The organism is Streptosporangium vulgare (genome assembly GCF_042428775.1).
GTDB lineage: Bacteria > Actinomycetota > Actinomycetes > Streptosporangiales > Streptosporangiaceae > Streptosporangium > Streptosporangium vulgare.
Window position 1 is genome coordinate 575690 of record NZ_JBHMBS010000002.1, and the last position, 15457, is coordinate 591146.

At 71.3% G+C, this 15457-nt stretch carries 11 protein-coding genes; 9 read left to right on the forward strand and 2 right to left on the reverse strand.

The window, feature by feature from the left end; all coding sequences use genetic code 11:
- Nucleotide 1 precedes the first annotated feature (1 nt).
- Complete coding sequence (locus tag ACFFRH_RS06585) at nucleotides 2–808, reverse strand: IclR family transcriptional regulator domain-containing protein (protein ID WP_386154970.1); 807 nt, start codon at nucleotides 806–808, stop codon at nucleotides 2–4.
- A gap of 415 nt (nucleotides 809–1223) precedes the next feature.
- On the opposite strand from ACFFRH_RS06585, the gene ACFFRH_RS06590 reads away from it, so the two are divergent.
- The 8 genes from ACFFRH_RS06590 (at nucleotide 1224) to ACFFRH_RS06625 (ending at nucleotide 13836) form a co-directional block, all read left to right on the forward strand.
- Nucleotides 1224–3263, forward strand: coding sequence for a cellulose binding domain-containing protein (locus ACFFRH_RS06590; RefSeq protein WP_344745862.1), 2040 nt, complete (start codon nucleotides 1224–1226; stop codon nucleotides 3261–3263).
- Nucleotides 3264–3582: 319 nt separating this feature from the next.
- Nucleotides 3583–4482, forward strand: coding sequence for a helix-turn-helix domain-containing protein (locus ACFFRH_RS06595; RefSeq protein ID WP_344745863.1), 900 nt, complete (start codon nucleotides 3583–3585; stop codon nucleotides 4480–4482).
- Between the two features lie 314 nt (nucleotides 4483–4796).
- Nucleotides 4797–5768, forward strand: a complete 972-nt coding sequence (locus ACFFRH_RS06600; protein ID WP_344745864.1) for an SMP-30/gluconolactonase/LRE family protein — start codon at nucleotides 4797–4799, stop codon at nucleotides 5766–5768.
- 408 nt (nucleotides 5769–6176) lie between these two features.
- Nucleotides 6177–6347, forward strand: a complete 171-nt coding sequence (locus ACFFRH_RS06605; protein WP_344745865.1) for a hypothetical protein — start codon at nucleotides 6177–6179, stop codon at nucleotides 6345–6347.
- A 155-nt stretch (nucleotides 6348–6502) separates the two neighbouring features.
- Nucleotides 6503–7510, forward strand: a complete 1008-nt coding sequence (locus tag ACFFRH_RS06610; protein ID WP_344745866.1) for an MvdC/MvdD family ATP grasp protein — start codon at nucleotides 6503–6505, stop codon at nucleotides 7508–7510.
- The gene (locus ACFFRH_RS06615; protein WP_344745867.1) at nucleotides 7500–8624 is read left to right on the forward strand and encodes a TIGR04500 family putative peptide maturation system protein; all 1125 of its coding nucleotides are present in this window, start codon (nucleotides 7500–7502) and stop codon (nucleotides 8622–8624) included. The genes ACFFRH_RS06610 and ACFFRH_RS06615 overlap by 11 nt, the downstream gene beginning before the upstream one ends.
- Entirely contained in the window at nucleotides 8621–10774 is a 2154-nt protein-coding gene (locus ACFFRH_RS06620) for a peptidase domain-containing ABC transporter (protein WP_344745868.1), read from the forward strand. The genes ACFFRH_RS06615 and ACFFRH_RS06620 overlap by 4 nt, the downstream gene beginning before the upstream one ends.
- 164 nt (nucleotides 10775–10938) lie before the next feature.
- The gene (locus ACFFRH_RS06625; RefSeq protein WP_386154981.1) at nucleotides 10939–13836 is read left to right on the forward strand and encodes an ATP-binding protein; all 2898 of its coding nucleotides are present in this window, start codon (nucleotides 10939–10941) and stop codon (nucleotides 13834–13836) included.
- A gap of 204 nt (nucleotides 13837–14040) precedes the next feature.
- On the opposite strand, the gene ACFFRH_RS06630 is transcribed toward ACFFRH_RS06625, so the two are convergent.
- Nucleotides 14041–14790, reverse strand: coding sequence for an SDR family NAD(P)-dependent oxidoreductase (locus tag ACFFRH_RS06630; RefSeq protein WP_344745870.1), 750 nt, complete (start codon nucleotides 14788–14790; stop codon nucleotides 14041–14043).
- Nucleotides 14791–14918: 128 nt separating this feature from the next.
- On the opposite strand from ACFFRH_RS06630, the gene ACFFRH_RS06635 reads away from it, so the two are divergent.
- Nucleotides 14919–15353, forward strand: a complete 435-nt coding sequence (locus ACFFRH_RS06635; protein ID WP_344745871.1) for an Rrf2 family transcriptional regulator — start codon at nucleotides 14919–14921, stop codon at nucleotides 15351–15353.
- Nucleotides 15354–15457 lie beyond the last annotated feature (104 nt).

The following is a 15457-nucleotide window of genomic DNA, read 5'->3' on the forward strand; positions in this document are numbered from 1 at the left end:
ATCAGGACGCGGTCGGCCTGGTCACGTGGGGCACCGTCTCCAGCCGGGCGAAGTCCGCGCTGATCTCACCGGCGGTCTGGAGCAGCGGCGGAAGGTGCTCCTCCAGCAGCCGTTGCAGGGAGGTCTCGGCGGCGTGGCTGTTGACATTGATCCCGGCGATCACTCGCCCGGACCCGTCACGCAGCGGCGCGGCGACCGAACGGATGCCGGGCGCGAGCTGCTCGTCGGTGAACGCCCAGCCGCGTGCGCGGACCTCGCGCAGCTCCGCGTGCAGCTCCTCACGGCCGATCCGCCGCGGTTCGATGCCGGAGCGGGACGGCTCGGCCAGCACGCGGTCCACCTCCTCGGGGGACAGCGCGGCCAGGCAGATCTTGCCCAGTGAGGTCGCCTGCGCCGGGAACCGGGTGCCGATCTGCACGGCCAGGCCCACGATCTTGGGCACCGCGACCCTGGCCACGTAGACGATGTCGGAACCGTCGAGCTGGGCGATCGAGCACGACTCGCCGGTGCGGGCGACGAGCCTTTCCAGGTGCGGGCGGGCGACGTCCCACAACCCCATCGAACGCACGTAGGCCACGCCCAGCTCCAGCACCCGGGGGGTGAGCGCGAACCCGCCCTCGCACGAGCGCACGTAGCCCAGCTCCTGGAGGGTGAGCAGGATACGGCGGGTGGTCGGCCGGGCCAGACCGGTCGCCGTGGCCACCTGGGTCAGCGACATCACCGGCCGGCGCGGCTGGAAGGCGGTGACGACCTCCAGCCCCCGGGCCAGCGCCTCGATGAAATCCGGTCCGACGCCTTCCCTCGGCATTCACCGACTCCTCACGGCAGGGGTGTCACGGGGCGGCCCACTCCGCGGAGGACCGGCATCCGGACAGATCGATGGAGCATGTGGCATGTTCACCGCCCAGCCTATATGCCCATGTAGCACGGCACGAGGGTGATGCCGCCCTGCCCTGTCGTGGTCCCGCCGCGACCGGGAGCCGGGACGGTGACCGGCCTTCGATCGCTGAGCGGACAAGCGGCCACTCTCCGGCACCCGACCCGCACGCCAGGCCGGCCGTCGACGCGGGATCGACGACACCAACCGTGATCACATCCATCCGCTTCCGCGTGAAAGTTTCACCGCGGGTTGACGGATATGAGGCGACCGCTGACGATCATGTTGCCTCCGGGTCAGGGAGGAGGCGTCGAGTGAATGCCACTATCCGTTACGAGGTGCACCGATGCCAAGAACTCTGTCACGGGCGGCGTCCGCCGTCCTGCTGACACTGACCGTCCTGAACCTTCCCACAGCGCACGCCGACGAGGCCGCCCCGGTCGCGGTGACCGTCAACGCCCGCGCCGCGCTCGCCTCGGTCCCCGAGACCGGCATCGGTACCAACCATGCGATCTGGGACTCCCGCCTGGGCACCGACGAGACCGCCGACCTGCTCAAGGACGCGGGCATGAAGCTGCTGCGCTATCCCGGCGGCTCGTACTCCGACATCTACCACTGGGCCGACCACACCGCTCCCGGCGGCTACGTCGCTCCCGACACCGACTTCGACACCTTCATGCGCGGCGTGCGGCGCACCGGCGGGCAGCCGATGGTGACCGCCAACTACGGCACCGGTACGGCGGCGGAGGCCGCGGCCTGGGTACGGCACGCCAACGTCACCAAGGGCTACGGCGTCAAGTACTGGGAGATCGGCAACGAGAACTACGGCAACGGCCACTACGGCGCCGCCTGGGAGGCGGACGACCACGCCGACAAGAGCCCGGCCGAGTACGCGCGCCATGTCGTGGCCTACTCCGACGCGATGAAGGCCGTCGACCCGACCATCAAGATCGGCGCGGTGCTGACCACCCCGGCCAACTGGCCCGACGGGATAGTCGCCGACGGCGACGCCGGGACCTGGAACGACGTCGTCCTGTCGACCGCCGGATCGAAGATCGACTTCGTGATCCTGCACTGGTACCCCGGCGCCTTCGACAGGGCCGCGCACGTGCCCGACATGATCCACCTCACCCGCCGGCAGATCGAGAAGCACGTGGGGGCCGGCTCCGAGCGGATCGGCATCGCGATGACCGAGTTCAACACCGGGTCGAACAGCGGCGGCACGACGACCCAGCCCGGCGCGCTGGCCGCCGCCGACGCCTACTCGACGCTGCTGGCCAACGGGGTGTTCACAGTCGACTGGTGGAACGTCCACAACGGCATCGGCAACGTCACGCAGGTCGAGGGACACACCGACTACGGCGACTTCGGCCTGCTGTCGAGCGGGAGTTGCACCTCCGACGGCAGCGTCTGCGAGCCGTCCGCGAACACGCCCTTCGCGCCGTACTACGCGCTCCAGATGGTGAGCAGGTTCGCCCGCCCCGGCGACCGGTTCATCCGGGCCGCGACCGACCAGGAGAAGGTCGGCGCGCACGCCGTGCGCCGTCCCAACGGTGATCTGGCCGTTCTGCTGATCAACACCTCGTCCGACACGTCCTACCCCGTCACGATCGGCTACTCGGGCTTCAGCCCGGCGCCCGGGGCACCCACCGTGCTGACCCACACCAACGGCGCCACGAGCATCACCACGTCGACCGCGGGCAGCGCGACCGGCCAGACCCTGCCACCGCTCTCGCTGACCACGATCGTCCTGCGGCCCGCCTCCGCCCAGACCGGCCTGCCCGGCGTGCCCGGACAGCCGACGGCCTCCGCCGTGACGGACAGGGCCGCCACCATCTCCTGGCCCGCCGCCTCCGCCGGCGCGCGTCCGATCGTGAAGTACGAGGTCCACCGCCAGAACGGAGCCGTCAGCGAGCAGATCGGCGAGACCACCGGCACCTCGCTGACCGTGGGCAACCTGAAGCCGGGCACGCGCTACACGGTCAACGTGATCGCCAGGGACAACGGCGGTGGCGTGTCGGCGCCCTCCGCGCCGCTGACGTTCACGACCGGCACGCCCGCCACCAGTTCGTGCTCGGTACGCCTGACCAAGCAGTCCGACTGGGCGAGCGGCTACGTCGGCGCCATCGAGATCACCAACCAGGGCGCGCCGATCGACGGCTGGACCCTGAACTTCGGCTGGCCCAGGACCTGGCAGAGCCTGGGCAGCGGCTGGGGTGCCGTCTGGACGCAGAACGGACAGGACGTCAAGGTCGTCAACGACCCCGGTAACGGCTCGCTGCCCACGGGCGCGTCGGCCACGATCGGCTTCGTCGGCAACTACAGCGGCCCGAACACGCTGCCCGCCGTCTTCACCCTCAACGGGACCGTCTGCACGACCCGGTGACAGCGGCCGGGGGCCGTCCCCGTACGGAGGCGGCCCCCGGCGCTCACGTCGCCCGAGTGATCAGCGGGTACGACGGCCGACGAACATGATGTTCCCGGGGGTGAGGAAGGGGAACACGCTCACCCCGGAGACCGGAGACCGGAGACCGGAGACCGGACACCGGACACCGGACACCGGACATCAAGCCCAGGCCCGGGTCCAGGCCCAGGTCCAGGTCCAGGCCCGGGTCCAAGTGCCCGGGCCCGGGTAGCCAGACCCTGCGAATCCCTACCCCAACGGGGTGAGGCGCGGACCTCCGGCGGTACGCATACTTGGCTTCATGAACGAGCACGGGCACCTCGCCGACTTCCTCCAGGCACGCCGGAGCCTGCTGCGGCCCGAGGACGTCGGGTTGCGGACCTACGGCGAGCGGCGCCGGGTACCCGGGCTGCGTCGGGAGGAGCTCGCGATGCTCGCGGGCATCAGCGCGCCCTACTACACTCGGCTGGAGCAGGGCCAGTCGCGCAACGCCTCACGCGAGGTGCTCGACGCCATAGCGAGCGCCCTGCGCCTGGACGAGTCCGAGCGTGCCCATCTGCACGCCCTGGCCCACGCACCGAGACGTGACAGGCGCGCGAGCCGGCCGCGCACCGAACGCGTCACCCCGGCGACCAGCGCCCTGCTGGCGGCCCTCGGGAGCACCCCCGCCATCGTGATCGGCCGCCGAGGCGACGTCCTGGCCTGGAACCGCCAGGGTCACGGGCTGTTCGCCGGCCATCTCGCCCCGGACAGCCCCGACGTCCCAGGCCGCCGGCCGAACATGACCAGGCTGGTGTTCCTGGACGCGCACACCCGTGACCTGTACGCCGACTGGCCCGCCAAGGCCAGGGCCGTGGTGGGCAACCTGCGCCTGACGGCCGGGCGGTATCCGGACGATCCGCTGCTCGCCGGGCTGGTCGGCGAGCTGACCATGCGCAGCCCGGAGTTCGCCACGATGTGGGCCGATCACCGGGTCCTGGCCTGCGATGTCGCCGACTACGAGATGCGCCACCCCCTGGTCGGGACGCTCACCGTCACCCAGCAGACGCTGCAGAGTCCACAGGGAGACGGTCCCGCCCTGGTGGTGGCCACGGCCGATCCCGGCTCCCCCTCCGCGACGGCCCTGACCCTGCTCTCCCACGTCACCGCACCGCGGGAGGCGCCCCGGCCACGCCCCGGCGCCGAAGCCCGCACCACCTGACCCGCACCACCTCCCTGACCCACTTCCCCTGACCCACTTCCCCCGGGTACGCGGAGCCACCTGACCAGAGCCCCTCCGGCGACTGAGGGCATCGGCCCGTACCACCCGCCGTATCCCCCGGCGTCCCACGCCGGGTCCCTGTCGCCGGCCGCTCCCACGCCCGCCGGTCGGCGGCACGATCACGCCCTCCCACCAAGACACTCCTCGACCCCCAAGAGACGCCCTCGATCCCCGAGACGCCTCTCGATCCGCGGGACACCCCACCCACGGCGCCGGACCACGGCTGCCGCATGCCGGAAAACAGTGAAGGAACCATGTCCAAGCGAAGCATCAAGATCACCGTGTCGGCCGCCCTGCTGGCCGCGGCCGCCCTGACGCCGACCGCGCCGGCCGGCGCGACGGCCACCAAGGGGCCGCTGACAGACGTGCGGATCGCCACCCACTTCGACCTGTCCGCGGGCCAGATGCCGGAGAACATCGCCCTGCTGCCCGACGGCACGGCGAACGTCACCTTCGCCGCCGGGCGCCAGGTGGCCCAGGTCACCCCCCAGGGCAAGGCGCGCATCCTGGCGACGCTGCCCGCACCCGCCGACGGCGGGGTCAACACGCCGGTCCTCGGTTTCCCCCTCACCACCGGCATCGTGCACACCTCGGACGGCACCGTGTACACGCTGTACGCGACCGGCACGGCCGACCTGACGGGATTGTGGCGGATGAGCCCCGGGAAGGCCCCGCGGCGCATCGCCGCGCTGCCCGCGAACGGCCTGCCCAACGGGCTGGCGCTGGACAGGCACGGCAAGCGGCTCTACATCACCGATTCGGTGCTCGGCACCGTGTGGAGCGTCCCCGTCACCGGCGGCACACCCGTCGCGTGGTCCACCGCTCCCGAACTCGCCCCGGCCGGCTTCCTGGGAGCCAACGGCGCGAAAGTGCACGACGGCGCGCTGTGGGTGACCAACCTCGACCGGGGCACCCTCCTGCGCATCCCGATCCGCCCCGGGAACCGCGCGGGAGCGCCGCGAATCAAGGCGTCGGGCATGGTCGGTATCGACGATTTCGCCTTCACCGGCCGTGGCGACGAGATCCTCGCCGCCCTCAACGCCCCCAACAAGGTCGTGCGCGTCCGGTCCGACGGCACCAGCACCACCGTTCTGGACGCCACCGACGGACTCCAGAACCCCACCTCCGTCGCGCTGCGCGGCGATGAGGTGTACGTACTCAGTGCCGCCTACACCACGGCCACCGACCCCAACCTGCTGCGCGCACGCCTGCGCGACCACCCGTGAGCGAATCGCACCTGTCACGATGTCCAATGTCTCGCCCTCTCCGATCGTCCTTCGAGGTCGATCACATGGTCGACCTCGCCGATGCGGGGAGACCAGGATCGTGCGGACCGTGGGCGCGGCGCCCGCCCGTGCGTCGTCGATCGTGAACACATCCGCGGTACGGCCAGAACAGGGGACCGGTCCGCATACCGGAAGCGTCACGTACGACCGCCTGAACGGCGGCCGGCACTCTCCGTGATCCGCGCCCGCGGTATGGCGCTTCCGCGGCACCGGGCGCCGTGTTCGCCACTCCGGCTCGGTGGTCTCCAGTCAGCACCAGTGAGTTTCCAGAAGAACGTAAGTCATGGTGGCCATCCTTTTCGTCGGGCCGCAGATCGCGGTCCTGTTCGACCAGATGGGACGTGCGCCATGGGCGACATGCTGAAGATCGACGATCTTCCCGCCGGTGTCTTCGAGCTCTCGGGCGAGGACCTGGAGATCGTCGCGGGCGGGGGCATCCAGGTGGGGATGAAGCCGGGATCGGGCTATATCTGCACCGCCCTGAACGACGACGGCACCACCGACTGCAAGATGACCTGATCTCTCGCGATGTCCAGGTCGCGCTGACAGCGGCCGGGTCCTGACGGCGCCGTCCGGCCAGGCACGACCGTGCCTGGCCGGACGGGCCACAAGGTGAACAACGGGAGGCCGGTGTCCGGGACGCCGGCCCCCAACCCATGAAGGCGAAGGAGCCCGTGACCGTGTTGTTGATCATCAGCAGCGCCCGCGACGACTCGGTTCACGCCGTGCTGCCCAAGCTGCGGGAGCGCGACGTGCCGCTGCTGTGGTGGGACGAGGCCGATTACCCCGCGGCCTCCACCCTCACCACCGGCTTTCTCGACGGCCGCTGGCAGCAGACGCTGACATACCAGGGCGAGACGTACGACCTGTCGAAGATCACCGCGGTCTGGGACCGCCGCCCCGGCAAACCGTCCGCTCCCGACGTGGAGGAGCCGTCACAGCGGGCGTTCGCCGAGCATGTGGCCAAGGTGGCGCTCACCGGCGCGTACGACCTCATGGTGGGGGCGCGATGGATGCCGGTGCGGCCGCACCACGGCCTGGCGGTGGACAACAAGCTGCTGCACCTGTACCGGGCCACGGAACTCGGGTTCGACGTGGTCGACACCGTCGTGACGAACGATCCGGACGAGCTCGCCCCGGCGTGGAACCGCGCCGGCGGTCGTCTCATCACCAAGACACTCGACTCCCGCCCGTTCACATTGGACGGTGAGGCCCGTCACCTCTACACCACGGTGGTCCCCCGGCGACGGTTGTCCGGCCGGCACCGGCTCCGGTACGGCCCGGCGATGCTGCAGCCGAACGTGGAGAAGGCCTACGAGCTGCGGGTGACCGTCGTCGGCGAGCGGGCGTTCGCGGCCCGCATCGACTCCCAGGCCTCGCGGCTGACCACCGTCGACTGGCGGCATTACGACGACTCCGCCGTCGGCTACTTCGCCTACGACCTGCCTCCGGACGTCGAGCGACGCTCCGTCCGCCTGGTCGCGGAGCTCGGCCTGACGTTCGGTGCCCTGGACTTCATCGTGACCCCGGACGGCCGGTACGTCTTCCTGGAACTCAACATCAGCGGGCAGTGGGCGTTCGTCGAGATTCTGACCGGCCTGCCCATCGGCGACGCGATCGCCGACTGGCTCGCGGACGCCACCACCCGACCCGACCCGAAGGGGCCCACCGATGCCCACTGACCGAAGCGCGCTCCCCTTCCCCGCCGGTCCCGCGTCCGCCGGCCCCGCACCGGCCACTCCCGCGTCCACCGGCCCCGCGCCCACTCTCGCCTCCTTCGGGACGGACCTCGCCGACGCGGTCACGCTCCTGCGCGGGCTGCCGACCACCCGGGACACGGTGGGTGACGCGCACCGGTTCGTTCGGGACTGGGGCGCTCTGCGGCCGTGGCTGCGCGCCCAGCTCGTGATCGATGAGCCGCCGGGGGCGACCAGGGTCGGGCACGACCTGCTCCTCGACCACCCCGAGGGCGGAACCGTCGCGCTGTCCGCCGAGGTGGACGACGGCGTTCCCTGGCTCGTCGACCACTCCACCCACTGGGCGGCGGCGCATGTTCTCAGCGTCAACGGGACCGGCCTCTCGATCACGGCCGCGCTGTCCACCATCCGCGCCCTCGGCGCCCGTGACCGGCAGCTGCACGAGCGGTTGGTGGACCACCGCATCATCCTCAGCGAACTGGAGGAGGAAACCGAACCGCTGACCATCGCCGAGACGCAACGGGCCGCCGACGAATTCCGGCGACGACGCGGGCTCACCGGCCGCGCCGAGACGCTGGACTGGCTCGCCGAGGCCGGCATGTCCGAGAAGATGTTCTGGGACCACGTCAAGACCCAGGCGTTCGTCGCCCGTGTCCGTGAGCGCTTCGCCGGTGAACCCGCCCGGCGTCATCTCGCCGAGCATGCCGACGACTTCACCGTACGACGGGCCGCGTGGGTGACCGGGTCCCGGCCGGACGCGCTGCGAGTCCTCCTCGACGGCCCGGTCGCGGAGTTCGTGAACCGGGTCATGGCGGCGCTGCCGCTCACGCGGGAGGCCGGGGGTACCGGAGGAGGACCGCACCTGCGGGCCACCGCCACGCTCACCCCCAGGTTGCCGGAACCTCTGCGGGCCGTTCCGGAGAACACCGCGATCGGACCGGTCCCGCACGACGGCGGTTATCTGGCCGGGGTCGTGTACGAGGTCGTCCCCGCGGACCTTGAGGCCCCGGAAGTGCTCGACGCGGCGCGGGACGCGGCGTTCCAGGCGTGGCTGGACGAGCGGCGGCGCACATCGGACGTCAGGTGGTTCTGGCTGTGAGAAAACGAGTGCCGCTGCGGATGCAGCTCGCCCGCAGCGACTGCGGCGCCGCCTGCCTGTCCATGGTGCTCGGCGGGCTGGGTCGCCGCACCGGTCTCGCGGAGGTGCGCGAGCATCTCGCCGAGGGCGTCGACGGGGCGAGCCTGCGCGAGATGATCCAGGCCGGTGCCCACTTCGGGCTGCGGCTGCGTGCCTGCCGTGCTCCGGCGGACTCCGTCACCGGGCTTCCCACCCCGTTCATCGCCCTGTGGGAGAACAACCACTTCGTCGTGGTCGAGCAGGCCACCCCGCAGGGTGTCGTCGTCCTCGATCCGGCACGGGGACGGCGACGGCTGTCGCAGCGGCGGTTCGAGGAGGGGTACTCCAGCACGGTACTGCTCGCCGACGCTCCCGCCGGGCTCACGCCCGCCGTCAGGTCCCGGCCGTGGCGGGTGCTCCGTCCGCTAATCGTTCCCGCGCTGGCGAACCGGGGGCTGATCGTCGCCGTGCTGCTGGCCTCGCTCGGCGCGCAAATTCTCGGGCTGGCCGTACCGCTGCTCACCAAACTCGTGGTGGACCGGCCGGTGGAGACGGACGTGACGACGCTCGCGACGGCCGCCTTCTGCGTCGTCCTGGTGCACGCGTTGCTGTCGTGGACCCGTGCCCGGGTACTGATCAGGCTGCAGACCTCGGTCGCGGCCGAGGTGATGCGCAATCTCGTCGACCACACGCTGACCCTGCCGTACCGCTTCTTCCAGCGCCGCTCCAGCGGTGACCTGCTGAGCAGGCTCAGCGGGGTGGCGATGCTGCGTGACCTGCTCACCGAACGGTCGCTGACCTTCCTCTTCGACCTGTTCACCGCCGTGTCGTACGTGACCCTGCTTTTCGTGGCCTCGCCCGGGCTCGCGCTGCTGACGCTCGCGGCCGCCGCCGCCCAGGCCGTCGTGGTGCTGACCACGGCCCGCCGCGGCATGCACCTGGCCTTCGCCGCGCTGCACACCAATGCCACCACCCAGTCGATCCTGGTCGACAGCCTCACCGGAATCGAGGCGATCAAAGCCTCCGGTGGCGAGGCGGACATCGTCGCCCGCTGGCGCACGCATCACGATGAGGAACTGGCCACCGGGGCGGCCCGCGACCGGCACGTGGCCGGAGTGCAGGCGGCGAACAACGCCCTGCAGATGGCGCTCCACCTGGGGCTGCTCGTCGCCGTGTTCGCCACCACCGGCAACGGCGCGACGCTGGGCGACCAGCTCGCCCTGGTGTCCCTCGCCGTCTCGGCGACCGCGCCACTCGCGTCACTGCTCGGCATCGCGTATCAGCTCCAGCTCGCCGCCGCGCACATCGGGCGGATCGCCGACCTGATGAGCGCGGCACCCGAACGGGCGGGCGGCGTCCGGCTGGACGACGGACTGCGCGGTGCTGTCACCGTCATCGGGCTCAGTACCGGCTACGACGCCCGCACGCCGGTGCTCCGCGACGTCTCGCTGAACATTCCCCCCGGCGCGAGGGTCGCGATCGTCGGCGCGTCCGGATCCGGCAAGACCACCCTCGGACGTGTGCTGGTCGGGCTGGTGGAGCCGTCCGCCGGGCAGGTCCGCTTCGACGGGATACCGCTGGAGGAGCTCGACCGGCGATGGCTCCGCCGGCAGGTGGGAGTCGTCACCCAGCAGCCGCACCTGTTCGCCGGCACCGTCAAAGCCAACATCGCCGGCTTTTCCGGGCTGAGCGAACAGGCGGTCGAGTATGCCGCTCGGGTGGCCGAGATCCACGACGAGATCGTGCGGCTCCCCCAGGGGTATGACACCGACATCGGCGAGGGCGGCGCGCGCCTGTCCGGCGGGCAGCGCCAGCGACTCGCCCTCGCCCGCGCTCTCGCCTGCCGACCCCGGATCCTGCTGCTGGACGAGCCGACCGCCAGCCTGGACGCGGTCACCGAGGAGCGTATCCGCCGCAACCTGCTGAGGCTCGGGCAGACGCAGATCATCATCGCCCACCGGCTGTCGACCATCCGGGACGCCGATCTGATCGTCGTCCTCGATCGTGGCCAGGTGGCCGAGGCCGGTACCCATCACGAACTGATGGCCCGCGGTGGCCACTACGCCGACCTGGTCCGTTACCAGCATCAGACGGCCGCCCCCGCCATGACACCGGCCCCCGGCCCCCGCTGAGCCACCGCTCACATCGCATTTACTACCGACCGACTGGCAAGGACCGCCCTACCCACGTTGCACTTTGGGGCATAATTACGATAAGTCCGTATTTGGACGAAGGTGGAGGCGAAGAGGGCGGTTATCAGGTGAGCGCTGAATCATCCGGGCTTCACTTCTCCGTCTTGGGTCCGCTGACGGTGAGCCGCGGGGGAGAAGCGCTCGACCTCGGAGGCCCCCGCGTCAAAGCCCTCGTCGCGACGCTGCTCATCGCACAGGGCAAGATGGTGACGAGCGACCGCCTTGTGGACGCCGTGTGGGGGGAACATGTCCCGGCCAGCGGCGTGTCCACCCTGTACTCGTACGTCACCAAGTTGAGAAGAGTCCTGGAACCGGACCGGCCTCCACGTACGGCCACGGGCCTCCTCGACCGGCAGGGTCCGGGCTACGTCCTGCGGGTCAGGCCGGAATCGGTGGACTCGGAACGCTTCGCCGCTCTGGCGGAGCGCGGCGCGAGACTACTGCCCGATGATCCGTCCGCGGCGGCGGAGAGCCTCGCGACCGCGCTCGCGCTGTGGCACGGTCCCGCGTACGCCGGCCTCGGCGACACCGATGTGGCGGGTGCCGAGATCGCCCGACTGGAGAACGCCCGGCTGGCCGCCCGCCAGGACCACGCGGCGGCCCGCCTCGCGATGGGCGCGGATGTCCAGGCCGTCGGCGAACTGGAGTCGCTGGTCTGTGAGCACCCCCTGGCGGAGCGGTCCTGGGAACTGCTCGCGCTCGCCCTATACCGGAGCGGACGGCAGGCGGACGCACTGGCCGCCCTCCGTACAGCGCGCGAGCGGCTGGTCGAGGAGCTCGGCGTGGACCCGGGCCCCTCACTGCGCGCCATGGAGGCGGCGATACTCAGGCAGGACCCCGCCCTGAACTCGAAGGGGCCGGAGAAGGCCGGCACCGCCACCGAGGCTTCCGAACCGAGGAAGCCCGGGGAGCCGGGGAAGCCCGCCCGCCCGCGGCTTCCGGTGCCGCTGACCCGCCTCATCGGGCGTGACACCGCCGTGGGCGCGGTGAAGGACCTGCTCGCCACGCGCCGGCTGGTGACGATCATCGGTCCCGGTGGCACAGGCAAGAGCCGCGTGGCCCTGGAAGTCGCCCGGGAGCACCGGAACGGGGCCGGAGACGACGGAGACAGGGCCGGGAACAGCGAAGACGGCCCGTGGCTGGCCCTCCTCGCCGACGTGACGGACACAGAGCTGCTGCCGGCCGCGGTCGGCGCGGCGATGGGCTCGGCCATCACGAGCGGCATCGACCATCTCGCCGCGTCGATCGGCGACCGGGAAACACTGCTGGTCCTCGACAACTGCGAGCACCTGGTCGACGCGGTCGCACCATTGGCGGAGACGTTGCTGTCTCGTTGCCCCGGCTTGCGGCTGCTCACCACGAGCCGCGAACCGCTGGCCGTCACGGGAGAGACGACCTGGGACCTGCCGCCGCTGGACCCCGACGGGGCGGCCGTCGAGCTTTTCCTGGAACGCTCTCTCGCGGTCCGTCCGGGCCGGCATCCGCGCCATGACGAGCGTGAGCCGATCTCCCGGATCTGCCGGGAACTGGACGGCCTCCCCCTGGCCATCGAGCTCGCGGCGGCCCAGACCCGGGTCCTGTCCCTCGAACAGATCGTCAGCGGACTCCATGACCGGTTCGCGTTGCTGGCCACCGGCCCCCGCACCGCCCCGGAGCGCCATCGGAGCCTGGAGGCGGTCATCGCGTCGAGCGTGCGCCTGCTCACCCCGTCCGAGAGGGAACTGCTCGGCTGCCTGAGCCTCTTCGAGGGAGGGTTCGACCTGGAGGCGGCCGAACGGGTGGCGGGGCCTCCGGAGGTGCTGCACAGGCTGGGCGGCCTCGTTGCCAAGTCGCTGGTCACCGTGGACGGCGCCGCCGCGCCCCGGCGTTACCGGATGCTGGAGACCATACGGCAGTACGCCCTGCGCGCTCTGTCCGACGACGAACGAACCCGATGGGCCCGCCGTCATCTCGCGTGGGCGGTGGAACTGGCCGAGACGGCCGACCGGCGCCTGCGCACCTTCGACGGGGAGCTGTGGCTGCGCAGGCTCCGGCACGAGCAAGCGAACACCCGGGCCGCGCTCGGCCATGCCCTGACCACGGGCGACGGGGACTCCGCGCTGCGCCTCGCCGGCGCGCTGTCGTGGTTCTGGTACCGCAACGGCGACGTGCACGAGGGCATCGTGCGGTTGTCCGAAGCCCTCGACCGCGCGGGCGACGATCACGCCGGGCGGGGGCACGCGCTGGTCGGGCGGGCGTTGCTCCGCTACCTGGCGGGTGACCTGTTCGCCGGGAACGACGACGTCGAGCTGGCGCTGCGGCAGGCCGAGGCCACCGGCGATGTCGAGGTCATGGCCCGCGCCCTGCCGTACCGGGCGTACTTCCTCCAGCTCAGCGGCGACCCGAGCCAGGCGCAGCTCACACTCGCCGAAGGCTGGACGCGGGTACGGGCGACGGGGCTGTCCTGGGTCGAGGCCGAGCTGATGATGGTGCGCGGGCAGATCACCAGGGTGGCGGGCGATCCGCTGCTCGCCACCGGGCAGCTCGTGCGGGCCGCCGACATCGCCGAGGCCTGCGGCCACGACTGGGCGTACTGCTCCTCGGGCTGGATCGGAGCGAAAGTCGCCATGGACCTGGGCGACGCCGACCGGGCTGTGCAGCAGGCGGCCCGCCTGGTCGTGCACCTCGACCGTGTGCAGGACGTGACCTCCTGGCTGGCCTGTGCCCACGTGCTCGCCGGAGCACTCGGCATGGCCGGCCGGGCGGTGGACGGCGCGGTGCTCCTCGGCGCGGTCTCGGCCATCGGCTCCCGGGTGGGCTACTCTCCCGAGCTGATGGATCCGCTGGACGGCCCCCGGAACGTGGCCGTCGTGCGCGCCGCCCTCTCGTCGGAGACGTACGACGAGGCGACGACCATGGGGGGGAGCCTCACGAAGGAGGACGCCACCGCGATGGCGCGCCGCCTCATCGTGGCCACCCCGGACGACGGGCGGCGGGCGGTCTCGCGCCAGGATCGTTCCTGAACCAGGGACCGCGAGGCGAGTACGCCGGGCGGCATGTGTTCCGTCCGGCGCTGTGCCGTCACGGCCCGTCCGGTCACTCATCGGACGAGGGCGACCTCCGCGCCGGAGACGGCCCGGACCGTGTCCGGACAGGCGTCCGCGACCAGAGTGGTCAGCCTGGATGTGTTCCCTCCCACAGGGCAACCGGCCCTTCAGGGATCCGGTTCAGGCGTTGTAGCCGCCGTGGGAGTCCAGCACCGCGCCCGTGACGTACGACGCGGCGGGGCTCGCCAGGAAGGCGATCGACGCGGCGATCTCCTCGGGACGGCCCATGCGTTGCAGGGACAGCGAGCCGACCAGGGCCTTGAGGGTCTCGGGGTCCGGCGGTTCCATCCCGCTCTCCATCAGTCCGGCCTCCACGACGTTGGCCGTGATCCCCCGGGGCCCGAGGTCCCGGGCGACGCCCATGGTGTATCTCTCGATCCCCGACTTGGTCGCCGAGTAGTCGGCGAGACCGGGGAGGCCGACCCGGGTGCCCAGCCCGGAACTCACCGTGATGATGCGGCCGTCCGCGCGCAGCACCCGGGAGGCGGCCCGGATGACGGCGATCACGCCGAGGTAGTTGGTGGCGTGCATCCGGTCCAGCGCGGCGGTGTCGGCGTCCGGGTCGTCCACCCTGTGGCTCACCGAGATCGCCGCGTTGTTGACGAGGATGTCCAGGCCGCCGAAGTGCGCGACCACGTCGTCGATCAGCGCCGGTGCCCCGCCCAGGTCCGCCTGGTCGGACTTGAAGGCGACGGCCTTCGCTCCCTTGCCGCGTACCTCGTCGACGACGGCCCGCGCCCGTTCGTCGGAGCTGACATAGGTGAACGCGACGTCGGCGCCCTGCTCGGCCAGCAGCCGTACGGTGGCGGCTCCCAGTCCGCGAGACCCTCCGGTGACCAGGGCGACCTTGCCCGTGAGCGGCTTGTTCATTCTTCTCACCTCGTTGATCGATCCATTCGATGTCGTAACACTAATGGTTACGATCCATGGTCGCAACATTTGCTGTTACGACTGGGGCGGCCGTACCATACAGCGTCGGGACCAGGAGAAGAGGGTTCATGAGCGCCAACAGCAGGTTGACCATCGCCGCCCACGCGCTCGCCTGGATCAGCCTCTACCAGCGCCAGGGCAACGAGGTCGCGACCTCCGAGCAGATCGCGGCCAGCGCGAACACCAATCCCGTGGTGATCAGGCGGCTGCTCGGCGAGCTGCGCAGGGCGGGGCTCGTGGAGTCCCGGCGGGGCGCGGGCGCGGGCTGGTCACTGGCGCGCGAGCTGGACTCGATGACCCTGCTCGACGTGTACGAGGCGGTGGAGCCCGGCCCGCTGTTCGCGATGCACCGCGCCACCCCGGACCAGGGGTGCACGGTGGGGTACGGCATCCAGCCGGCGATGCGGGGCATCTACGAGGGCATCGAGGAGACCCTGCGGCGCGAGCTGGCGCGCGTCACGCTGGAGGACGTGGTCAGGGACGTCCTCGCGGCACCCCGCTGACCCCCGCCCGCGAGCCGCCTCCGCAGTCACGGGAACACGGCGCCCACCGCGCCACGTACGCGGGAACCACGCTCCGCGAGCACCTCGCCCCGCCCGCGACGGCG